Origin of the sequence: Plantibacter auratus (genome assembly GCF_050587365.1) — a bacterium.
In the GTDB taxonomy this organism is placed as follows: domain Bacteria; phylum Actinomycetota; class Actinomycetes; order Actinomycetales; family Microbacteriaceae; genus Plantibacter; species Plantibacter auratus.
The window spans coordinates 311,395-331,796 of record NZ_JBOBFV010000001.1; the positions used below are offsets into that span (position 1 = coordinate 311,395).

The window sequence follows — 20,402 nt, forward strand, 5'->3', positions numbered from 1 at the left end:
GCACGCGGTTGTCGGTCGCTGTCAGGGTCAACGCGCCAGCGGCGCGTCTGCTTCCGTGCGTTCGCCCTCGGCGTCATCCGAGGTCTGAGCGCGCTCGCGCGCCTGCAGCACGCGCTTGTCGTGCTTGGCGATGCGGGGCTCGTTGTGCCGGAAGTTCGCGTAGAGCGGTGCGGCGACGAAGATCGTCGAGTACGTGCCGACGAGGATACCGACGAGCAGAGCGAGCGAGATGTCGCGCAGCGTGTCGGCACCGAGGACGAAGGCACCGAAGAACAGGATCGCCGCGACCGGGAGCGCCGCCACCACGCCGGTGTTGATCGAGCGCACCAGGGTCTGGTTGACCGCGAGGTTGACCGACTCCCCGAACGTCCGGGCCGCGCCGTCGGCGTCGAGCGTCGTGTTCTCGCGGATCTTGTCGAACACCACGACGGTGTCGTACAGCGAGAACCCGAGGATGGTGAGGAAACCGATCATGGCGGCCGGCGTGATCTCCCAGCCGGTCGCGGCGTAGACACCGGCCGTGATGATGAGGTCGTGCATGAGGGAGAGCAGCGCGGCCGCGGACATCTTCCAGGTGCGGAAGTACAGGGCCATGAGGATCGCCGCGAGCACGAGGAACACGATGAGGCCGACGATCGCCTGCTTGGAGACGTCCTGACCCCATGACGGGCCGATGAACGAACTCGTGATGTCGGACTGTTCGACGCCGTAGGCCTCGGCCAAGGCTGCCGACACCTGCTGGGTGACCTTGTCGTTCTTCAGCTGGTCGGTCTGCACGCGGACCGAGTTGCCGCCCACGACGGTCACGTGGGTGGTCGCGCCGCTGACGACGGACGCGACCGCGTCTTCGGCCAGCGTCTGATCGGTGCTCTTGACGTCGGCGATCTGGAACTGCGAACCACCGCGGAACTCGATGCCGAAGTTGAATCCGCCCTTGACGACCGGGATCAACACCGAGAGGACGACCGCGACGATGGCGATCGTGTACCAGATCTTGCGCTTGCCGACGAAGTCGTAGGAGCGCTTCCCGGTGTAGAGCTCGTTTCCGAACCGTGCGAACGCACCCATCAGGAGTCCTTCCCATCGGTCGGCAGATCGTCTGCTCTGGTGTCGGAGCCGCCTCCGACGAGGGCGGCCTGCTTGCGCTCGGCGATCGTCTGGCGCTTGGCCGCCTCACGGCTGCTGGACGCGGCCTTGGCGCCGGGCACCGAGACGGGCTTCCGGAACTCTGCACGACCGCGGTAGATGGCGCCGAGCGCCGACGGGTCGAGACCGGTGAACGGCTTGCCGCTGTTGAAGAGCTTCGTCTGGCCGAGGAGCTGCATCATCGGGTGGGTGAACAGCAGCACGACGATGACGTCGATGATCGTGGTCACGCCGAGGGTGAGGGCGAAGCCGCGGACGTTGCCGATCGCGAGGACGTACAGCACAACGGCGGACAGGAGGTTGACACCCTTCGCCGCGTAGATGGTGCGCTTCGCGCGCTTCCAGCCGGCTTCGACGGCGGACTCCAGACCGCGGCCGTCGCGGAGTTCGTCCTTGATGCGTTCGAAGTACACGATGAACGAGTCCGCGGTGAAACCGATCGCGACGATGAGACCTGCTATCCCGGCAAGGGAGAGCCGGAAGCCCTGACGCCAGGACATCAGCAGGATCACCACATACGTGAGCACCGCTGCCGCGACGAGCGAGGCGATGGTCACGGTGCCGAGGAGCCGGTACTGGAACAGCGTGTAGATGACGACCAGGATGAGCCCGATCAGACCGGCGATGAGGCCGCTCTCCAACTGCGTCGAACCGAGGGTCGCCGAGATGGTGTCCTGGCTCTGCACGACGAAGCTGATCGGCAGGGCGCCGAACTTGAGCTGGTCGGCGAGGGTCTTGGCGGACTCCTCGGTGAAGGAGCCGCTGATCTCCGGCTTGCCGTCCGAGATGACGGCGAGCGACTGCGGTGCGGAGATGACATTGCCGTCGAGCACGATCGCGAACTGGTTCTGCGGGCTCTGCAGCGAGGTCAGGCGGCCGGTGACGTCGGCGAAGAGCGCGGTGCCCTTCTCGTTGAAGACCGGGTACACCGCCCACTCGCCCGTGCTGGCACCTGACGACGTCGTCTTGATGCCGGCGCTCGCGTCGGACAGGTCTTCTCCGGACACCTCGACCGGGCCGAGGACGTACTTGAAGGTGCCGTCGACGTCGCACGTGATGAGCGGCTCGGCAGCGGGCGCTGCGGTGGCGTCGAGCGAGTCCGCGTTCGCGGCGCAGTCGTAGGCCTGGAAGGCGGCGTACAGCGCGGGCGTCACCTGCGACAGGTCGCTCGCGTTCGTCGGCGACGCGGTCGGCGTGCTCTCGAGGCCCGGATCCGGCGTCGGATACGGGGTCGAGGCGCCGTCCTCACCGATGAAGGTGTTGGACGGCTGACCGGGAGTCAGCTGCTGCGAGGTGAGGACCGGACGGAACTCGAGCTTCGCGGAGCTCTCGATGCGGTTCAGCGTCGCTTCGTCGGGGGTTCCCGGGATCGAGACGACGACGTTCTGACCCTGCGTCGTGATCTCCGCCTCCGACACGCCGGACGCGTCGACGCGCTGGCGGATGATCGCCACGGCCTGGTTCAGCTGCTCGTTGGAGACCGTCTGGCCGGACTCCAGCTTCGGCGCGAGGATGATCTGGGTGCCGCCCTCGAGGTCGAGGGCCAGCTTGGGCGCCCATGAGCTGTTCCCCCAGAGGACCCCGGCCGCGTTGATCGCGAACAAACCGATGAGGATTACGCCAAGCCAGGTGAGCGAACGCCACGCTTTCTTGACCGGAGTCGACTTTGCCAAACTCGGAACTCAGCTTTCTCTGCCGGCGGTGGCACGACGGCCACCACCCGGGAAGGGGTTGGGACTAGTCGTCGCTCTTCTGCGGCTTCGAGGTGTCCTCGACGCGCTGGCCGAATTCGGGCTTGGAGAGGTCGAGTGAGGAGGCGTCGTCGGGGATCGACTCGACGACGGGGGCCTCCTCGGCGGTCTCGGCGACCGTCGGTGCGACGACCGCACCCGCGTAGCGCGGGTCGATGGTGACGATGACGCCGGGGGCGATCTCGACATCGGCCTTGCGGGAGTCGCGGTCCATCGAGATGAGGGTGCCGTAGACACCGAAGCCGGTGAGCACCTCGGCGCCGGGGACGAGCTTCTGCTCGGTCTCCGCGGCTTGCTTCTTCCGCTTGTTGTTGCTCACCATCATGAACACGATCATGACGCCGGCGAGGCCGAACAGGACGAGGGTCATTGCATCCACGATGGGAACCTTCCAGAGGAGATTGAGGGCGGGAGACGTTGGGAACGCACCGCCAAAGGGAAATTATAGGCCATCGAGGGTCGAGCCATGCTGAGAAGGTGTTCTGCCGAAGTGCCGCCAGGCGGCCGGGGTCGCCACGCGGCCCCGTGGCGTGCGCGTGATGAGGCCGATCCGGACGAGGAACGGCTCGACGACGGACTCGATCGTCTCCGCTTCCTCGCCGACCGAGACCGCGAGCGTGCTGAGCCCGACCGGGCCTCCGGCGAAGCGGTCGAGCATGCCCTCCATGACCGACCGGTCGAGTCGGTCGAGACCGAGGGCGTCGACGTCGTAGAGCTCGAGCGCGGCCTGGACGGTCTCCAGGTCGGCGCGGCCACCGTGCACGAGTGCATAGTCCCTGACCCGGCGGAGGAGTCGGTTGGCGATGCGCGGCGTACCCCGACAGCGTCCGGCGATCTCGGCGACGGCCCGACCGTCGATGTCGAGCCCGAGCATGTCGGCGGTGCGGTGCAGCACCTGCTGCAGTTCCGGCTCGTCGTAGAACTCGAGGTGGGCGGTGAACCCGAAGCGGTCGCGGAGCGGGTTCGGCAGCAGACCGGACCGGGTGGTCGCCCCGACCAGGGTGAACGGCGCCAGCTCGAGGGGGATACTCGTCGCGCCGGCACCCTTGCCCACCATGATGTCGATGCGGAAGTCCTCCATGGCGAGGTACAACATCTCCTCGGCAGGGCGGGCCATGCGGTGGATCTCGTCGATGAAGAGGACCTCACCCGGGGTCAGCGACGACAAGACCGCGGCGAGGTCGCCGGCGTGCTGGATGGCCGGGCCGCTCGTGAGCCGGAGCGGTTTCCCCGTCTCGTGCGCGACGATGATCGCGAGGGTCGTCTTGCCGAGTCCAGGAGGGCCGGCCAGCAGGATGTGGTCGGGGGTGCGGTTCTGCATCCCGGCCGCCGTGATCAGGAGTTGCAACTGACCGCGCGCCTTGGACTGACCGACGAACTCGGAGAGCGACCGCGGACGGAGCGCCCCCTCGAACGCCAGTTCCGCATCGGACTCGGCGGCTGGATTGGTGAGGTCTTCTGGAGCGTCCGTCACGAGGTACGGCCTCCGGCGTGCGCCGGGCCGAGTCTGCCGAGGGCCAGGCGGATGAGCGACGGCACGGTCGAGAGGTCGTCCGCACTCGCGGAGGCGGAGGCCTCGACGACCGCCTGCGTCGCCGTCTTCTCCGGCCAACCGAGCCCGATGAGCGCCGTCACGACCTGATCGGCGATCGCTGCCGCGTTCACGGTGGTCGCCGGAGCTTCTGGCGTCGTCCTGGTGACGCGGAGCTTTCCGGCGAGCGAGACGGTGATGAGCTTCGCCGTCTTCGGCCCGATCCCGGAGACCTTCCGGAACGGGGCGTCGTCGTCCGCGGAGATGGCGGCGGCGACCTGCTCCGGCGTCAGCGCCTCCAGGACGCCGAGTGCCGACTTCGGGCCGACCCCGGTGACGCTCACCAGGAGTTCGAACACGGACAGCTCCTCGGCAGATCGGAACCCGAACAGGGAGAGCGAGTCCTCCCGCACGATCAGTGTCGTCGAGAGGAGTGCTTCGGTGCCGACCCGGAGTGAGAGGGCATGGGCCGGCGTGACCTGGACGGCGAATCCGACGCCGCCCACCTCGATCACGACGAGGTTGCCGACCGCGCTCAGGACGGTGCCGCGGAGGGAGGAGATCATGCTTCCAGCCTAGGGCTCCGCGCTGCCCGGGCCCGGACGGCCGCCTCGCGCGGAGCGCCGCCGCGTTCCGCAGCCGCCCACGCACGCTGGGCCGGGGTGAGTGCTCCACTCCCCTGCGGAGGTGCGCCGACGGGTGTCGCCGCAGTCGACACGACTGGTCGCCAGGCGTGGCAGATCGCGAGCGCGAGCGCATCTGCGGCGTCAGCGGGCTTCGGGAGTTCGTCGAGACCGAGGATCCGCGCGACCATGGTCTGCACCTGGAGCTTGTCCGCCCGGCCGTAGCCGGTCACCGCGGCCTTGACCTCGCTCGGGGTGTGCAGGCCGACGGGGATCCCGTTCGCGGCCGCAGCGTGCAGGGCGAGCCCACTCGCCTGAGCGGTGCCCATGACCGTCCGGACGTTGTGTTGCGCGAACACCCGCTCGACGGCCATCGCGGTCGGCGAGGTGCGCTCGATCGCCTCGGCGATGCCCTGCGCGATCATGAGGAGTCGCTGCTCGAGTGGGGCGTGCGCATCCGTCCGGATGACGCCGTACTCGACCATCGTGGCCTGCCGTCCCGGCAGGACGTCGACGACCCCCACCCCGCATCGGGTCAGGCCGGGATCGATGCCGAGGACGCGCAGAGTCATGCTCCGACCCTAAGCGCGGGCGACGCGCCGAGCACTCCGCGAGGACGGAGTGTCGTACATCCGTTCGAACGAGCTCCGCTCGGCACGGACGCCGGACTACTCGTCGTCGGCCTCCAACTCGGCCTGCACCTCGGGGGTGAGGTCGAAGTTGCTGTAGATGTTCTGGACGTCGTCGTTGTCCTCGAGGGCGTCGATGAGCTTGAAGACCTTGCGCGCCGTGTCGGCGTCGATCTCGACCTTGAGGTTCGGGACGAAGGCGACGTCGGCGGAGTCGTAGTCGATACCGGCCTCTTGCAGGGCGGTCCGGGTCGCGACCATGTCGCTCGGCTCGGTGACGACCTCGAAGGTCTCGCCCTCGGTGTTCACCTCTTCTGCGCCGGCATCGAGGACGGCGCCGAGGACGTCGTCCTCGGTGGTGCCCTCGGCCTGGACGACGATGAGGCCCTTGCGCTGGAAGTTGTAAGCGACGGAGCCAGGGTCGGCCATGGTGCCGCCGTTGCGGGACATCAGCGTCCGGACATCGGCTGCTGCACGGTTCTTGTTGTCGGTGAGGCACTCGACGAGCAGGGCGACGCCGTTCGGCCCGTAGCCCTCGTACATGATCGTGGTGTAGTCGACGACCTCACCGGTGAGGCCGGCACCGCGCTTGACGGCGCGGTCGATGTTGTCGTTCGGGACCGAGGTCTTCTTCGCCTTCTGGATGGCGTCCTGCAGCGTCGGGTTGCCCGCGAGGTCTGCGCCGCCCATCTTGGCCGCGACCTCGATGTTCTTGATGAGCTTGGCGAACGACTTCGCGCGACGGCCGTCGATGACCGCCTTCTTGTGCTTGGTCGTCGCCCACTTGGAGTGTCCGGACATGTGCTCCCTAACTGCGTGAAAAGAACCTGACCAGTCTAGGCCAGCGGCCCGGAACTCGCGATCACGCCGGGACGGGCCGCGGGATCGGGCGCCAGCGCTTCAGCGGGATCGCTCGACCTTGTCGAGGAAGTAGGCGTGGAAACGGGTGTCGCCGGTGACCTCGGGGTGGAAGGACGTGCCGAGCAGGTTCCCCTGCTCGACGGCGACCATCCGACCGTCGGGCAGCGAGGCGAGGGGTGTCACCGCCGGACCGGCGGCTTCGACCACCGGTGCGCGGATGAACACGGCGTGCACGGGCGGGTCGCCGAGGACCGGGATCGACAGGTCCGTCTCGAAGGAGTCGAGCTGCGACCCGAAGGCGTTGCGCCGGACCGAGACGTCGAGTCCGCCGAGACTCTGCTGGCCGGCGATCCCGCCGAGGATCCGGTCCGCCAAGAGGATGAGCCCGGCGCAGGTGCCGTACACGGGCAACCCGGCGGTGATCGCTTCGCGCAACGGTCCGGCGAGGTCGAAGGAGCGAGCGAGCTTGTCCATCACGCTCGACTCCCCGCCGGGCAGGACGAGTCCGTCGATGCCGGTCAGTTCCGAGGGGCGCCTGATGAGGCTGACGTCCGCCCCGAGGCCGGTGAGGACGGCCGCGTGCTCTCGGAAGTCCCCTTGCAGGGCGAGGACGCCGACGCGTGCCGCCCCGGTCACGACGTCACCTGGTTCAGGCCGGACGCGGGGCTACCAGCCACGCTCGGCGAGGCGGTGCGGTGCCGCGAGGTCGGCGACGTTGATGCCGACCATCGCCTCACCGAGACCGCGGGAGACCTCGGCGATGACCTGAGGGTCGTCGAAGAAGGTCGTCGCCTTGACGACGGCCGCCGCCCGCTGAGCCGGGTTGCCGGACTTGAAGATGCCGGATCCGACGAACACACCGTCGGCACCCAGCTGCATCATCATCGCGGCGTCCGCCGGCGTCGCCACACCCCCGGCGGTGAACAACACGACCGGGAGCTTGCCGGTCTCGGCGATCTCCACGACGAGGTCGTACGGGGCCTGGAGCTCCTTCGCCGCGACGTACAGCTCGTCCTTCGACATCGACGACAGGTGCGCGATCTCGGAGCGGATCTTGCGGATGTGCTTCGTCGCCTCGGACACGTCGCCGGTGCCGGCCTCACCCTTCGAGCGGATCATCGCGGCACCCTCGTTGATACGCCGCAGCGCCTCTCCCAGGTTGGTGGCGCCGCACACGAACGGCACGTCGAAGCCCCACTTGTCGATGTGGTTCACGTAGTCGGCCGGGCTCAGGACCTCGGACTCGTCGATGTAGTCGACGTCGAGTGCCTGGAGGACCTGGGCTTCGACGAAGTGTCCGATGCGAGCCTTCGCCATGACGGGGATGGACACCTCGGCGATGATCGATTCGATGAGGTCCGGATCGCTCATGCGAGCCACGCCGCCCTGGGACCGGATGTCCGCCGGGACGCGCTCGAGGGCCATCACGGCGACGGCCCCGGCGTCCTCCGCGATACGGGCCTGCTCGGCGGTGACGACGTCCATGATGACGCCGCCCTTGAGCATCTCCGCGAGTCCGCGCTTCACGCGGTTCGAGCCGTGCTGTCCAGTGGTCGTGCTGCTCTCGGTCATGATGGCGAGCGTACCGCCGGGTGGCCTGACGGTGCTCCGTCCACAGGCCGGAAATTGGACTTGGGTGGACCGGTCCAGATGGACCGGCCGACGACGGATCAGGCCGAGGTCGGCCAGGCGTCCGCGATCGCCTGTCGGACATCGCCGAGCAGCTGCGGGAGCGCCTTGGTCTGGGCGATGATCGGGAAGAAGTTGGCGTCCGTCGCCCAGCGCGGCACGATGTGCTGGTGCAGGTGCGCCGCGATCCCGGCGCCGGCCACGGCACCCTGGTTCATGCCGAGGTTGAAGCCGTCGTTCCTCGAGACGGACCGGACGACCCGCATCGCCGTCTGCGTCAGGGCACCGATCTCGGCGACCTCCTCCGTCGTCGCGTCGTCGTACATCGCGACGTGGCGGTACGGGCAGACGAGCAGGTGCCCGGAGTTGTACGGGAAGAGGTTCAGCAGCACGAAGGCGTGCTCGCCCCGATGCACGATGAGCGCTGACTCGTCGTCGAGCGTCGGCGCGATACAGAACGGACAACCGTCGTCGGATGGCTGGCCCTGCTTGATGTAGACCATCCGGTGGGGCGTCCAGAGACGCTGGAACGCGTCCGGGACGCCCACCAGGTGGGAGGTGTCGATCGACTCGAACGACTCCGGTTCGGTGCCCGGGGTCATGCCGGCAGATCCGCTGCGGTGTTCACCTGCAGTTTCGCGGCGATGGCGGCGCGGATTCGGCGCACAGCGTCGGCGACGGGGACACCGTTCTCCTGAGAGCCGTCGCGGAATCGGAAGCTCACCGCGCCGTTGGCCTGGTCCTCCTCGCCCACGATCAGCTGCAGCGGCGTCTTCGCCTTGGTGTGGTTGCGGATCTTCTTCTGCATCCGATCGTCGGAGGCGTCGAGTTCTGCACGGACCCCGGACGAGCGCAGCTCAGCGACGACTCCGCCGAGGAACTCCTCGTACTGCTCGGAGACGGGGATGCCGACGACCTGCACAGGGGCGAGCCACACCGGGAAGGCACCCGCGTAGTGCTCGAGCAGGATCGCGAAGAAGCGCTCGATCGAGCCGAGGAGGGCGCGGTGGATCATCGCCGGACGCTTGCGCGTGCCGTCCGCGGCCGTGTACTCCAGCTCGAACAACTCGGGCAGGTTGAAGTCGAGCTGCACGGTGGACAGCTGCCACGTCCGACCGATCGCGTCGCGCGCCTGCACCGAGATCTTCGGACCGTAGAAGGCTGCGCCAGCGGGGTCGAGGACGAGCTCGAGACCGGACTCGACCGCCACCTGCCGGAGGGTCTCGGTCGCTTCGTCCCAGACCTCGTCAGTGCCGACGTACTTGTCGGGGTCCTTCGTCGAGAGCTCCAGGTAGAAGTCGTCGAGACCGTAGCCGCGGAGGGTCTCCAGGACGAACTGCAGTTGGCGGCCGACCTCGTCCTTGACCTGGTCGTCGGTCACGTAGATGTGGGCGTCGTCCTGCGTGAGGCCACGGACGCGCGTGAGCCCGGAGAGGGTGCCGCTCTTCTCATACCGGTAGACCGTGCCGAACTCGGCGAGCCGCAGCGGCAGTTCGCGGTAGCTGCGCCCCCGAGCCCGGTAGATCAGGTTGTGCATCGGGCAGTTCATGGGCTTCAGGTAGTAGTCCTGCCCCTGGCGGGTGACGTGACCGTCGGCGTCGACCTCCTGATCGAGGTGCATCGCCGGGAACATGCCGTCCTTGTACCAGGCCAGGTGCTGGCTGACCTCGAACAGGTGCCCCTTCGTGATGTGCGGGGTGTTCACCAGCTCGTAGCCGGAAGCGAGCAGGCGCTCGCGCATGTAGTTCTCGATCTCGTTGCGGATGATGCCGCCCTTGGGGTGGAACACCGCGAGACCCGAGCCGATCTCCTCGGGGAAACTGAAGAGGTCGAGCTCGGCACCGAGCTTGCGGTGGTCACGCTTGGCCGCCTCCTCGATCCGCGTCTGGTAGGCGCGCAGCTCATCCTTGGTCGCCCAAGCGGTGCCGTAGATCCGCTGCAGCTGCGGGTTCTTCTCGCTCCCCCGCCAGTACGCCGCGGCGAGACGCGTCAGGGCCCAGCCGTTGCCGATCATGCGCGTGTTCGGCAGGTGTGGACCGCGGCAGAGGTCCTTCCAGACCGTCTCCCCCGTCTTCGGGTCGACGTTGTCGTAGATGGTCAGCTCCGCGCCGCCCACCTCGACGTTCTCGTCGTCGGCTGCCGATCCGCCCTTGAGGCCGATCAGCTCGAGCTTGTAGGGCTCCCCCGCGAGCTCCTCGCGAGCCTCGTCTTCGGTGACGACGCGTCGCACGAAGCGCTGGCCCTGGCGGATGATGCGGTCCATCGTCTTCTGCAGCACCTTGAGCGCCTCAGGCGTGAACGGTGCGGCGACGTCGAAGTCGTAGTAGAAGCCGTCGGTGACCGGCGGGCCGATGCCGAGGTTCGCGTGCGGGTCGACCTGCTGCACGGCCTGCGCGAGCACGTGGGCTGCGGAGTGGCGGAGGATATTGAGACCGTCGGGCGAGTCGAGGTGCACCGGCTCGACGGCGTCCGTCTCCGTCACCGTGGCGGCGAGGTCCTTCAGTTCGCCGTTGACGCGCATGGCGACCACGGATCGGTCGGTGAACAGTGCGAACCCGTCACTCACGGATGATCTCTCTTTCTCAGGTGAAACCTTGGCCGTGCAAGCCTATCGTCGTCCACGACGAGGAGACGCTGCCGTCGGTCGGCGGCCGTGGTTCGTGCTCGGCCGCATCGCTAGAGTGAAGGCCTACGACGTGACGGGGGTGGCGCTGATGACGGCTGTGCAGAGGAGCAGGGCTGCGACGGCGCTGTTCGCCGCGCTGCCCGTGGTCGCGCTCGTGCACATCATCGCCCTCGCCTCCGGTCAGGAGTGGCTGTCGCTCCTCACCAAGCCGTTCATCATGCTGGTCCTCGCGCTGGCGCTCGTGTGGTCGGTTCGACGACTGTCGGCCGCTGCGGTCACGGCGCTCGTCGCGATCCTCTGCAGCTGGCTGGGCGACGTCGCCCTCATGGTTCCGGGTGAACTCGCGTTCGGCGTGGGGATCCTGTTCTTCATGCTCGCTCAGGCCGGCTATGTCGTGCTCTTCGTGCGGCATCTGCGCATCAGGAACCGTCCGCCGGTCTGGGCGCTCGTGTACCTGGTGTGGCTCGTCGCCGGCATCGCGCTCCTCAGTCAGCAGGACATGGGGGCGCTGTATCCGGCGGTCGTCGTCTATGCCGTCGTGATCGGGGCCATGGCAGCGTCTTCCACGATGACGACGCCGACGATCGCCGTGGGCGGTGCGCTGTTCCTCGTCTCCGACTCATTGATCGGGCTCGACCGCTTCGTGCCTGCAGTGACGATCTGGGCGGCAGACGAGATCATCATGGCGACGTACGCCGCGGGCCAAGGCCTCATCGTGTGGGGCGTCGCGGAGGTCCTGCGTCGCCGAGAGCGGGCGGTCCTCGCCGTCTGAACGGACGTTCGGGCGTGCGACGGGTGATTTGCGCAAGAGGTGGTCTGTGCAACGACGAAGGGCCCGAGCTGTACGCTCGGGCCCTTCGTGTTCCTGTGGGCGATACTGGGATCGAACCAGTGACCTCTTCCGTGTCAGGGAAGCGCGCTACCGCTGCGCCAATCGCCCAGGTGAGTGGTGTTGCCAGCGAGGTGGCGACGGGATTCGAACCCGTGTGGACGGCTTTGCAGGCCGCTGCCTAGCCTCTCGGCCACGCCACCACGTGTGATGAAACACACTGTCGAGCGGAACGCTTGCACGTTCTCACTGACACTCGAGCGGATGACGAGATTCGAACTCGCGACCCTCACCTTGGCAAGGTGATGCGCTACCACTGCGCCACATCCGCATTGCATCCCGTTTCCGGGTGCTTGGAAACTCTAGCCGATGTTGAGGGCGCTCGTTGACACCTCGGCGCGGGCGAGTCGGCCCAACCCTTGATGTTCCGCGGAAAATCGGGCCGAAATTCCGTCTTCCTCGGCGCGTCGGCCAGGCGGGGGACGGTACCGTGGCTGGGCAGTGGGTGGAGCCACTCACCGGCGCGCCTGCTGGCTCCAGTCGTCGTTCGCATCGGCGAGGTGCGGGTAGATCTGGAGCATCCGAATCGGCTCCACCTCCCAGACATCGTCGTCCCAGGTGCGCCGGCCGTCGCCGTCAGGGTGGTACTCCGGGTGATCGCGGAGCCGTTCCTCGGCGTTCGATGCCGCGATGGCCCGCCGCGTGTGTTCCGAGAGTGGGCTGATCGCCCCGGCGTCCGCGAGCCACTGGACAACGGAGTCCATCACCGCCGGCATCGCCCCCATGCCCCTCGAGTCGTCCATCAGGGAGGAGTGCGTCCGACCGGGCATGACGAGCCAACCGTTGGTGTCGGGCGTGTCACCGCGGCTGGCGACCTGTCGTCCCCACGCTCTGGCCTCGACGATCTCACGGAGGAGGTACTGCTCGCACTGGGCGAAAGCCACCCGGCCCGACCGGCTGAGCGCCGGGTACGGGACGGCGGCGTGGCCCGGGTCCGTGGGATGCCGTCGCGGTTTCGCGTTGCTTGACCGCCACCAATCGCCGATGCGGCTCATGCCACACGTCCGTCGCGCCATGGCGACGAGCGCCGTTGCGGCCCGGTGGTCTCCGCCATGACTCGCTGAAGCATGGTCCCCCTGCGTTGCCTGCACGTGCTCGAACGACGAAAGCCCCCGGGGGTCCGGGGGCTTTCTGTGGTGGGCGATACTGGGATCGAACCAGTGACCTCTTCCGTGTCAGGGAAGCGCGCTACCGCTGCGCCAATCGCCCGGGTGGCGTGTGTGAACACGACGCCGGGATGTTGCTGGTGGAACTGTGTTGCTGAGGTGAGGTGGCGACGGGATTCGAACCCGTGTGGACGGCTTTGCAGGCCGCTGCCTAGCCTCTCGGCCACGCCACCATGTGTGACCGAACACACTGCCGAGTAGGATTCCTGCCGGAACAACACCACTGACACTCGAGCGGATGACGAGATTCGAACTCGCGACCCTCACCTTGGCAAGGTGATGCGCTACCACTGCGCCACATCCGCATTGCCCGCATCACTGCGTGCTCGAACGACTCTAGCCGAAACCGGGACCGATGTTCAAACCGGCGCGCATACTGGGTCGACAGCGGTGCGGATGTGCGTTCGTCCCCCGGCATCGGCTAGTATCGTGACTCGCGGCTGTTCGGCACCTCTCCGGTGCGGACGACCTGCGGGCGATTGGCGCAGTTGGTAGCGCGCTTCCTTCACACGGAAGAGGTCATCGGTTCGAGTCCGGTATCGCCCACATCATTCACCATCGCCCGGGTTGTTCCACCTCCACGGCTGCGACTCACTCCGCGAGATCAGGACGTTCCGCCCTGGCAGAACCGGTCCGGCGGGCATCACTCGGGAAGAAGTGTCGTTCGACGGGTGCACCGTCGGCGTGGGCCAGCGCTGCAGCGCGGATGTCGCGGTCGCGGCCGGTCAGACGCTGCGTCTCCTGTCGTCGGAACTCGCCCCACGACGGCACCATGAAGGTCTCCAACTGCACGTCGGACTCCTCGCCGCTCCGGTACAGGGCCCATCTCGAGGCACCGGTCCGGCGACGAGAGGACTCGACATGGCCCATGGCCTTCTGGAACGCGGCGAGCGAGTCGGGACGGACCGTGTAGGAGATCTGCACGAGGACCGGCCCGTCGGTCGGCTGTGGCTCGAACACGAGCGTGGGTGTGGGCCAGGACATCGAGATGCTGCGGTCGACGGCCCCTGTTCCGGGGAGCAGGGGCAGCACCCGCACACTGGCCGCCACCAGCAGGAGCAGGACGGCCGAAGCGCTGTAGGCGAGCGACGTCCCGAGCCACTGCGCCACGATGCCCCAGCCGGTCGAGCCGATGGCCATCGCCCCCATGAAGACGAGGATGTAGATCGACGCGCCACGCGATCGCACCCACTGCGGCAGGGTGAGCTGCAGGGCGGCGTTCAGCACGGTCAGCGTGCCGATCCAGGCCAGCCCCGCGAGGACCAGGAGCACCAGCGTCGGGACGACGGGCAGGACAGCCGCTGCGAGCGACCCCATCGCGAAGAGGACCGCGCTCACCGCGATGACGAGGTTGTCTGAGAACCGACGGCGAGCGAGCGGCAGGGCGAAGATGCCCAGCACCGCGCCGACGCCGAGCGCGCCGAGCAGGACGCCGTAGCCGCTCGAGTCGAGTTGGAGTCGCTTCGCGGTGAGGGGCAGCAGCGCCCAGAGCGCGCTGGCCGGCAGGGCGAAGAGCGCGGAACGCAGCAGGATCCGGCGGACGAGGTGCGCGGACACGACGTACCGGACCCCCGCTCGCAACGCCGCCCCGAACGGCTCGCGGTCGTCGAGACCGGTCTGCGCCGGCCGCTTCCACCAGATGAGGGCGATCACGGCCCCGACGAAGCTCAGCGCGTTGACACCGAACACGACGGGGGCTCCGAAGGCCGACAGGACGACGCCGGCCAGGGCGGGACCGACCGCGCGGGCTCCGTTCACGGTGACACCACCGAGCGCCGACGAAGCTGCGATCAGGTTGCGCGGCACGAGCTCCGGCTGGATCGCCTGCCATGCGGGTGAGGTCAGGGTGGAGGTGATGCCGAGCAGGAAGGTGAAGGCCAGGATCGTCCACGGCGACAGCGCGCCGATCCACGCCACGACGGTGAGTCCGGCCGCGAGGACCGCACTCGCCGACGACCCCCAGATGAGCAGCCGTCGCCGGTCGAGCGAGTCGGCGAGGACCCCTGCCGGCAGGGCGACCAGGATGGCGGGCGCGAGGCTCGCGGTCTGCACGAGCGCGATGACCGCTGCGCCGGCTGCGGCCTCGACCAGGACCCACTGGGCCCCCACGGTCTGCATCCAGGTGCCGATGTTGCTCCCGAGCTGGGCGAACCACAGCACCCTGAAGGCGGTGATCGCCATGGGAGCCCATGCTGACGGTTGCGACGATGGAACTGCGGAGGGTGACGACATGGTCGAACGATAGGACGCCGTCGCGACCGGGGCATCGTCGGTTTGTCGCAATCATCGAACTGTGCATCACCGTCGCGTGGACGGCCGCCGGCGTCGCTCCATGGAGGATCATCGTCGAATCGTCAAGGTCTGCGGCCGCCGAATCGTGCTGGCTACCGTGGATCCATGGCCATCACGGAACTGATCCTCGTCCGCCACGGTGAGAGCGCCGGGAACGTCGCCGCACTCGAAGCCGATCGCTCGGAATCCCACCGCATCGCCGTTCCGAGCCGTGACGCCGACGTCCCGCTCTCGGCACTCGGGCTCGAGCAGGCGGCTGCGGTGGGGAGACGTCTCGCGGCCCTCACACCCGCCGACCGGCCGGACATCGTGTTCAGCTCGCCCTATCGGCGAGCGCACGAGACGGCCGTGGTCGCCCTTCGGGCCGCAGCGCTCGACGCCGATGAGCTTCGTCCTGTCGTCGACGAGCGGCTGCGTGATCGTGAACTCGGTATCCTCGACACCTTCACCTCGATCGGCGTCGACGCCGAGTTCCCTGAAGAGGCCGCTCGACGACGGTTCCTCGGCAAGTTCTACTATCGACCGCCAGGAGGTGAGGCCTGGACGGACGTGGCCCTCCGCCTCCGCTCGTTCATCGGCGACCTGGACCGGCACACCGACTGCACGCGGGCCCTGGTGGTCTGTCACGACGCCGTCATCTCGCTCTTCCGCTACATCTGCGAGGGGTGGGACGAGCGTCGCGTCCTGGAGGAGGCCGCTCTCCGTCCGACGCCGAACGCGTCCTTCACCCACCTCGTCCACGACGGACGCGCGTGGAAGGCGCGGGCGGCGAATGCGACTGCGCACCTCCAGCAGGCGCAGGTTCCGGTCACCGAGCACTCGGGGGCGAACGATGTCCGAAGCTGACCCCACCACGCTCACGCCCGAGGTCCTCGCCGACTGGCCACTTCCCGATCCCGGATCGTCGAAGGACGATCGTGGGTCGGTGCTCGTCGTCGGCGGCGCGCGGATGACGCCCGGGGCGGTCGCCTTGGCGGGCCTCGCCGTTCTCAGGGTCGGCGCGGGTCGGATCACGCTCGCGGTCGGTGCGTCGGCAGCGTCCCCACTCGCGATCGCCTTCCCGGAGGCAGGCGTGATCGGGTTGGCGGAGACCAGCGGCGGAGCCGTCCGGGGTGACGAGGTCGGCCGCCTCGAGGACGTCTTGGACGTCGACTGTCTGCTGCTCGGTCCTGGCCTCGACGACGCGGACGAAGCCGTGGCACTCCTCGACGGTGTGCGCCCGCTCCTTGGCGCCGACACCGTCGTGGTCCTCGACGCCTTCGCGCTCGGTGCCCTGTCACACGCCCCCGACTTCTCGAAGGGGCTGGAGGGCCGCCTTGCATTCACTCCGAACGTGGCCGAGGCCGCGATCCTCCTCGACGTGGACGAGGCCGACCCGGACACGGCGGCGCTCGAGCTGGCGCGACGGTTCGGAGCCGTCGTCAGCTGTCAGGGCAGGGTCTCCGACGGTGAGCGGGACTTCATCGCGCCCGGCGGGAGTCCGGCCCTCGGGACGGCGGGGAGCGGTGACGTCCTGGCCGGTGCGATCGCCGGGCTCGCGGCACGCGGACTCTCCCCGCTCGCGGCGAGCTGCTGGGGTACCGTGCTGCACGCCGCGTCCGGTGATCGGCTCGCCGATCGGATCGGCCCACTCGGAGCCCTCGCCCGTGAAATCCCAGACGAGTTCCCGACGCTGCTCCGCGAGCTCGAAGACGCCGCCGGCGAGGCTCGCTGACCGCCCTCCGGCCGCTCGGCAACCCCTCATCTGTCTGTCGCGGTGCCACGCGGGCCCGAACCGCACGGCGACCGTCAGTGTCCGGACCACCAGTCGAGATAGGCACGCGCAGTGTCCGGCAGCGCCGGGCGGAGGCTACGACCGGCGGGCAGGCGCGTCCGGGAGGGATCCAGCCAGGCCGCGGCCAACTCGGCGTGAAGCGTCGACGGGTCGTAGCGGACCATCGTCTGCGGGCGCAGCTGCTCCATCTCCGCTGCATAGCGCGAGTCGACGACGAGCGGTCGGCGGCCTGCCTCGACCCAGTCGAGCATCGAGCGTGACGCGGAGACATGGCCGTGCGCGGCGAGCGGGATGCCAGGGCGGGAGATCTGCGCGGCGAACGCCGCATCGTCGAGATACCCGGTCACCTCGAACGAGACACCGACGGCGCGCGCTTCCGTTTCGAGGGCGAGCACGTCCGCTTCATGCCCGGCCGAGGGGCCGCCGATGGCACGGACGACGACGTCGGCGACCTGGTGACCGGTGGCACGGAGATCCTCCGCCGCTCTCGATGCCGCCTGGATCGCCGCTGCGTGGCCCTTCCCCGGGTAGATGAACCCGGCGATGAGGACGGTGAGCGGACGGACCGCTCCGGGCTGCGACGCATCGTCCACGGTGGCCGGAGCGGATGCGATCCGGGAGCCGAGCGGGATGGCGTACGGAACGACCGAGGCACTGACCCCGAGGAACTCCTCGGCGAGCGCCTGCTCGTGCCGGCTGTTGACGGCCGTCGCGTGGGCGGCGGCGATGAACCGGGCGTAGGCGGCGATGCGGCGGTCCAGCATCCTGCCGTCCGAGGTCTGCGGGATGTCGTGGAGGGTGACGGTCAATTCGGTGACGTCCGCGAGGCGCTCGACGGCGTCCGCCGCCTCCTCGGGTGATCGACCGAACAGGCGGTCGGTGACGTGGACGTGTGCTCGGTCCACGCCGTCGAGCAGGTGCACGGCGTCGGACGGGGTCGGGGCGTCCAAGCGTTCCGCGCGAGGGTCCGTGGCGACCACGGCGTCGGCGACGTCGATCGCGTACTGGACGACGCCGTGGTGCTGTGGGCCGACCATGAGGAGACGGGGTGGGGCTGCGATCACCTGCGTCATGGTGGTGCAGTGGGGGGCCTGCGTCAAGGGTCGCGGGCACTCTCGTCATCGGACCTATGTTCGGAGGACGGCGCGCGCATCGCGCCGACCCGTCCGCGCGTCTCGCGCCCGCATCCGTACAGGGGATCCCGCCATGCAGTCGACCGCGACGCCGCACGCCACCGCTCGAGCCGCCGACCCGACGTCTCGCCCGATCCGTGTCGTCTCGATCCCGGCCGCGCACCCCTACGTCGGCCGGGTCTCCGCCTCACCCGAGATCGACGTCCTGGACGATCCGCCGGTCGAGGGAGCGCCATCGGGCGTCTGGTGGCCCCCCGTGGCCCTCGATCCGAGCTGGATCCGCGACCACGCCGCCGATGCCGATCTCCTGCACATCCACTTCGGCACGGAGTCGTTCCCACCCGGACACGTGACCGCGTGCCTCGAGGCCGCGCACGAGGTCGGCTGGTCGGTCGTCTACACGGTGCACGACCTCGAGCACCCGCAGCTGGAGTACCAGGGGGCATACGAGGCGCAGCTCGACGAGCTCGTCCGTGGAGCGGACGCCCTGATCACCCTGACTCCTGGCGCCGCCGCCGGCATCCGGGAACATTGGGGCCGCGACGCCGTCGTGATCCCGCACCCGTCGCTCCTGTCGGATGACGTCACGGTTCCGCTCGTGTTGCCGTCGGCGGAGACGCGGGTCGGCGTCCACCTGAAGGACCTGCGCCCCAATGTCGATGCGGTCGGTGCCGTCACCACCCTCATCGACGCGGTCGAACGCCTGCGCCGCCGTGGAGCGGACGTCGTCGCAGAGGTCCGGATGCACCATGCGGTCCGGGATCCGGAGGCACGCGAGGCCGTCCGACGGCTTGTCGGCAGATCGGAAGCCGCGCTGCTCATCGAGCACGAGCGTCTCGACGACCTCGGACTCGCCATCACACTCAGCCGCCTGGACGTCTGTCTCCTTCCGTACCGGCACGGCACGCACTCGGGTTGGCTCGAACTCTGCTGGGATCTCGGCGTGTCCGTCGCCGTCCCGTCCGGGATCGGAGCGTACCTCGAGCAGCATCCCGACGACACGGTCTCCGCGTACGACCTCGGGGACGGAGCGTCGCTCGAGCGTGCCGTCGGCGAGCTCCTCGAAGCGGATGGCGCGTCCCGAGCCGGTTCGGCCGGTCGGGGCGCGGCCGTCGCCGAGCGCCGCGCCCGGCGCGACGTCGACGACGCCGTCCGCGCAGCAGCACACGCCGAGCTGTACCGCCGCGTCATCGCCGAGCGCGCCTCGTGACGGCCGGTCCACGACTGCGCGTCGTCGTCATCGCCCCGCTGCGCTTCCCCATCCGTCGCCCGCACGCCGGCGGGCTCGAGTCCGCCGTGTGGTCGGAGGTCACCGCACTGCGCGCACGAGGTCACGAGGTGACGTTCATCGGCGTCCGCGGGTCCGACTTCGTCGAGCGCGGCAGCGTCTTCGAACTGCCGGAGTTGCGGTGGCCGCGCTGGTCCTCCCCCGACGACGAGCGGTATCCCCCAGGTCACCTGACCCGATCCGTCCCGGCGTTGCGCCGCGCGCTCGAGGCGATCGCCGCTCGGCCAGGGCGATACGACGTCGTGTCCAACCACTGCCTGGACGCGCTCCCGGTGGAACTGGCACCTGAGTTGGGCGTCCCCATGATCACCACCCTGCACACGCCGGTCGACGAGGCCGTCGCCGCTGCCGCGAACCGGGCCGGTTCCGACGGCAGCCGGTTCCTGGCGGTGAGCGAGTTCACGAAGCGCACCTGGGCGACGGCCGGTGTCGAGTCCGACGTGCTCCTGAACGGCATCGATCCCGATGCCTGGCGAGCCGGCCGAGGCGGTGACGACCTCGTGTGGTTCGGACGGGTCGTCGCGGAGAAGGCTCCGCACCTCGCGGTCGACGTCGCCCGTCGACTGGGGCGACGGCTCGTCATCGCCGGTCGCGTGGGCGATCCGGTGTACGCCGAGCGCGTGCTGTCGCCGCTGCTGGGACGTGACGTCCGACATGTCGGGCCGCTCGACCCGACGCGACTCGCCACGCTCGTGGGGCGGAGCGCGGCAGCGGTCTCGACGCCGGCATGGGCCGAGCCGTTCGGTCTGGTCGCACCGGAGGCGCTGATGACCGGGACCCCGGTGGTCAGCTTCGCCGTCGGCGGCGTGCCCGAGATCGCCCAGGCGAGCGTCGGTATGCAGGTCGTCGCACCAGGAGACCTGGCGGCCATGGCGGACCGCGTGGACGGGTTGATCCGGCAGTCGGAGCTCGACCGAGGGTTCCGCGCCTCGATCCGGGCATCCGCCCTCGCGCGGTTCTCGCTCGACGCCAGGGTGGGCCGGCTCGAGGAGCACTTCGCCGCGCTCCTCGGCGACTCGCCCGAGCTCGGTTCCGGTCGCGTCGACGAGTTCAGCTCGTGAGGC

19 protein-coding genes and 7 tRNA genes are annotated in these 20,402 nt (G+C 68.9%); 6 read left to right on the forward strand and 20 right to left on the reverse strand.

The features are described 5' to 3' along the window. Positions 1–27 precede the first annotated feature (27 nt). The 11 genes from secF to thrS all read right to left on the reverse strand — a co-directional run bounded on the left by secF (position 28) and on the right by thrS (position 10,691). A complete protein-coding gene (gene secF / locus ACQ3HE_RS01455) occupies positions 28–1,068 on the reverse strand; it encodes a protein translocase subunit SecF (protein ID WP_079705917.1) in 1,041 nt (346 codons plus the stop codon). After that, positions 1,068–2,819, reverse strand: coding sequence for a protein translocase subunit SecD (gene secD, locus ACQ3HE_RS01460; RefSeq protein ID WP_071260131.1), 1,752 nt, complete (start codon positions 2,817–2,819; stop codon positions 1,068–1,070). Before secD ends, secF begins: the two co-directional genes overlap by 1 nt. Before the next feature lie 64 nt (positions 2,820–2,883). After that, on the reverse strand, positions 2,884–3,267 hold the full coding sequence (locus ACQ3HE_RS01465; protein WP_064293818.1) for a preprotein translocase subunit YajC: 384 nt from the start codon (positions 3,265–3,267) through the stop codon (positions 2,884–2,886). A gap of 72 nt (positions 3,268–3,339) precedes the next feature. Then, a complete protein-coding gene (gene ruvB, locus ACQ3HE_RS01470; RefSeq protein WP_430890970.1) occupies positions 3,340–4,371 on the reverse strand; it encodes a Holliday junction branch migration DNA helicase RuvB in 1,032 nt (343 codons plus the stop codon). Next, the gene (gene ruvA, locus ACQ3HE_RS01475; RefSeq protein WP_430890972.1) at positions 4,368–4,994 is read right to left on the reverse strand and encodes a Holliday junction branch migration protein RuvA; all 627 of its coding nucleotides are present in this window, start codon (positions 4,992–4,994) and stop codon (positions 4,368–4,370) included. Before ruvA ends, ruvB begins: the two co-directional genes overlap by 4 nt. Further along, positions 4,991–5,623 (reverse strand): crossover junction endodeoxyribonuclease RuvC, encoded by a 633-nt coding sequence (gene ruvC, locus ACQ3HE_RS01480; RefSeq protein WP_064293815.1) that lies wholly within the window; start codon positions 5,621–5,623, stop codon positions 4,991–4,993. Before ruvC ends, ruvA begins: the two co-directional genes overlap by 4 nt. A gap of 96 nt (positions 5,624–5,719) precedes the next feature. Continuing rightward, complete coding sequence (locus ACQ3HE_RS01485; protein WP_079705914.1) at positions 5,720–6,481, reverse strand: YebC/PmpR family DNA-binding transcriptional regulator; 762 nt, start codon at positions 6,479–6,481, stop codon at positions 5,720–5,722. A gap of 99 nt (positions 6,482–6,580) precedes the next feature. Next, positions 6,581–7,177 carry a pyridoxal 5'-phosphate synthase glutaminase subunit PdxT gene (gene pdxT, locus ACQ3HE_RS01490; protein WP_430890974.1) on the reverse strand — a complete coding sequence of 199 codons (597 nt, stop codon included), beginning with the start codon at positions 7,175–7,177 and terminating at the stop codon, positions 6,581–6,583. Between the two features lie 30 nt (positions 7,178–7,207). Continuing rightward, the gene (pdxS, locus tag ACQ3HE_RS01495; protein ID WP_079705912.1) at positions 7,208–8,113 is read right to left on the reverse strand and encodes a pyridoxal 5'-phosphate synthase lyase subunit PdxS; all 906 of its coding nucleotides are present in this window, start codon (positions 8,111–8,113) and stop codon (positions 7,208–7,210) included. Positions 8,114–8,211: 98 nt separating this feature from the next. Continuing rightward, on the reverse strand, positions 8,212–8,772 hold the full coding sequence (locus ACQ3HE_RS01500; RefSeq protein WP_079705911.1) for an HIT family protein: 561 nt from the start codon (positions 8,770–8,772) through the stop codon (positions 8,212–8,214). Then, positions 8,769–10,691 (reverse strand): threonine--tRNA ligase, encoded by a 1,923-nt coding sequence (thrS, locus tag ACQ3HE_RS01505; RefSeq protein ID WP_430891908.1) that lies wholly within the window; start codon positions 10,689–10,691, stop codon positions 8,769–8,771. Before thrS ends, ACQ3HE_RS01500 begins: the two co-directional genes overlap by 4 nt. Positions 10,692–10,884: 193 nt before the next feature. Between thrS and ACQ3HE_RS01510 the strand changes: the two genes are divergently transcribed. After that, positions 10,885–11,568 (forward strand): lysoplasmalogenase, encoded by a 684-nt coding sequence (locus tag ACQ3HE_RS01510; RefSeq protein ID WP_159878777.1) that lies wholly within the window; start codon positions 10,885–10,887, stop codon positions 11,566–11,568. Positions 11,569–11,664: 96 nt separating this feature from the next. On the opposite strand, the gene ACQ3HE_RS01515 is transcribed toward ACQ3HE_RS01510, so the two are convergent. The 7 genes from ACQ3HE_RS01515 to ACQ3HE_RS01545 form a co-directional block, all read right to left on the reverse strand. Beyond that, positions 11,665–11,736, reverse strand: a tRNA-Val gene (locus ACQ3HE_RS01515). A 21-nt stretch (positions 11,737–11,757) separates the two neighbouring features. Further along, a tRNA-Cys gene (locus ACQ3HE_RS01520) sits at positions 11,758–11,828 on the reverse strand. Between the two features lie 56 nt (positions 11,829–11,884). After that, positions 11,885–11,956 (reverse strand) — tRNA-Gly (locus tag ACQ3HE_RS01525). 184 nt (positions 11,957–12,140) lie between these two features. After that, the gene (locus ACQ3HE_RS01530; protein ID WP_430890976.1) at positions 12,141–12,680 is read right to left on the reverse strand and encodes a hypothetical protein; all 540 of its coding nucleotides are present in this window, start codon (positions 12,678–12,680) and stop codon (positions 12,141–12,143) included. A 139-nt stretch (positions 12,681–12,819) separates the two neighbouring features. Next, positions 12,820–12,894: transfer RNA gene (locus tag ACQ3HE_RS01535), tRNA-Val, on the reverse strand. 59 nt (positions 12,895–12,953) lie between these two features. After that, a tRNA-Cys gene (locus ACQ3HE_RS01540) sits at positions 12,954–13,024 on the reverse strand. Between the two features lie 60 nt (positions 13,025–13,084). Beyond that, positions 13,085–13,156 (reverse strand) — tRNA-Gly (locus tag ACQ3HE_RS01545). A gap of 168 nt (positions 13,157–13,324) precedes the next feature. Between ACQ3HE_RS01545 and ACQ3HE_RS01550 the strand changes: the two genes are divergently transcribed. Next, positions 13,325–13,397, forward strand: a tRNA-Val gene (locus ACQ3HE_RS01550). A 45-nt stretch (positions 13,398–13,442) separates the two neighbouring features. Here the strand turns inward: ACQ3HE_RS01550 and ACQ3HE_RS01555 are convergent. Then, positions 13,443–15,083 carry an MFS transporter gene (locus ACQ3HE_RS01555; protein ID WP_430890978.1) on the reverse strand — a complete coding sequence of 547 codons (1,641 nt, stop codon included), beginning with the start codon at positions 15,081–15,083 and terminating at the stop codon, positions 13,443–13,445. Between the two features lie 165 nt (positions 15,084–15,248). Here ACQ3HE_RS01555 and ACQ3HE_RS01560 point away from each other — a divergent pair, with 165 nt between their 5' ends. Further along, positions 15,249–15,989: a histidine phosphatase family protein gene (locus ACQ3HE_RS01560; RefSeq protein WP_430890980.1), complete on the forward strand. Its 741-nt coding sequence runs from the start codon at positions 15,249–15,251 to the stop codon at positions 15,987–15,989. Continuing rightward, positions 15,976–16,857, forward strand: a complete 882-nt coding sequence (locus ACQ3HE_RS01565; protein ID WP_430890982.1) for an ADP-dependent NAD(P)H-hydrate dehydratase — start codon at positions 15,976–15,978, stop codon at positions 16,855–16,857. Before ACQ3HE_RS01560 ends, ACQ3HE_RS01565 begins: the two co-directional genes overlap by 14 nt. Positions 16,858–16,931: 74 nt before the next feature. On the opposite strand, the gene ACQ3HE_RS01570 is transcribed toward ACQ3HE_RS01565, so the two are convergent. Further along, entirely contained in the window at positions 16,932–17,990 is a 1,059-nt protein-coding gene (locus ACQ3HE_RS01570; RefSeq protein WP_430890983.1) for a hypothetical protein, read from the reverse strand. 133 nt (positions 17,991–18,123) lie between these two features. Here ACQ3HE_RS01570 and ACQ3HE_RS01575 point away from each other — a divergent pair, with 133 nt between their 5' ends. Together ACQ3HE_RS01575 and ACQ3HE_RS01580 are read left to right on the forward strand one after the other, a co-directional pair. Then, positions 18,124–19,260, forward strand: a complete 1,137-nt coding sequence (locus ACQ3HE_RS01575; protein ID WP_430890985.1) for a glycosyltransferase — start codon at positions 18,124–18,126, stop codon at positions 19,258–19,260. Next, positions 19,257–20,399, forward strand: coding sequence for a glycosyltransferase (locus tag ACQ3HE_RS01580; protein ID WP_430890986.1), 1,143 nt, complete (start codon positions 19,257–19,259; stop codon positions 20,397–20,399). Before ACQ3HE_RS01575 ends, ACQ3HE_RS01580 begins: the two co-directional genes overlap by 4 nt. Positions 20,400–20,402: the final 3 nt, after the last annotated feature.

What these genes read in the sequence shown, in the direction of transcription:
- ACQ3HE_RS01575 (WP_430890985.1), top strand. Translation starts at nt 18,124, where the DNA reads ATGCAGTCGACCGCGACGCCGCACGCCACCGCTCGAGCCGCCGACCCG.
- thrS (WP_430891908.1), bottom strand. Translation starts at nt 10,691, where the DNA reads ATGCGCGTCAACGGCGAACTGAAGGACCTCGCCGCCACGGTGACGGAG.
- ACQ3HE_RS01510 (WP_159878777.1), top strand. Translation starts at nt 10,885, where the DNA reads ATGACGGCTGTGCAGAGGAGCAGGGCTGCGACGGCGCTGTTCGCCGCG.
- ACQ3HE_RS01555 (WP_430890978.1), bottom strand. Translation starts at nt 15,083, where the DNA reads ATGTCGTCACCCTCCGCAGTTCCATCGTCGCAACCGTCAGCATGGGCT.
- ACQ3HE_RS01530 (WP_430890976.1), bottom strand. Translation starts at nt 12,680, where the DNA reads ATGAGCCGCATCGGCGATTGGTGGCGGTCAAGCAACGCGAAACCGCGA.
- ACQ3HE_RS01560 (WP_430890980.1), top strand. Translation starts at nt 15,249, where the DNA reads ATGGCCATCACGGAACTGATCCTCGTCCGCCACGGTGAGAGCGCCGGG.
- ACQ3HE_RS01570 (WP_430890983.1), bottom strand. Translation starts at nt 17,990, where the DNA reads ATGACGCAGGTGATCGCAGCCCCACCCCGTCTCCTCATGGTCGGCCCA.
- ruvC (WP_064293815.1), bottom strand. Translation starts at nt 5,623, where the DNA reads ATGACTCTGCGCGTCCTCGGCATCGATCCCGGCCTGACCCGATGCGGG.
- ACQ3HE_RS01500 (WP_079705911.1), bottom strand. Translation starts at nt 8,772, where the DNA reads ATGACCCCGGGCACCGAACCGGAGTCGTTCGAGTCGATCGACACCTCC.
- secF (WP_079705917.1), bottom strand. Translation starts at nt 1,068, where the DNA reads ATGGGTGCGTTCGCACGGTTCGGAAACGAGCTCTACACCGGGAAGCGC.
- ruvA (WP_430890972.1), bottom strand. Translation starts at nt 4,994, where the DNA reads ATGATCTCCTCCCTCCGCGGCACCGTCCTGAGCGCGGTCGGCAACCTC.
- ACQ3HE_RS01485 (WP_079705914.1), bottom strand. Translation starts at nt 6,481, where the DNA reads ATGTCCGGACACTCCAAGTGGGCGACGACCAAGCACAAGAAGGCGGTC.
- ACQ3HE_RS01465 (WP_064293818.1), bottom strand. Translation starts at nt 3,267, where the DNA reads ATGACCCTCGTCCTGTTCGGCCTCGCCGGCGTCATGATCGTGTTCATG.
- ACQ3HE_RS01565 (WP_430890982.1), top strand. Translation starts at nt 15,976, where the DNA reads ATGTCCGAAGCTGACCCCACCACGCTCACGCCCGAGGTCCTCGCCGAC.
- pdxS (WP_079705912.1), bottom strand. Translation starts at nt 8,113, where the DNA reads ATGACCGAGAGCAGCACGACCACTGGACAGCACGGCTCGAACCGCGTG.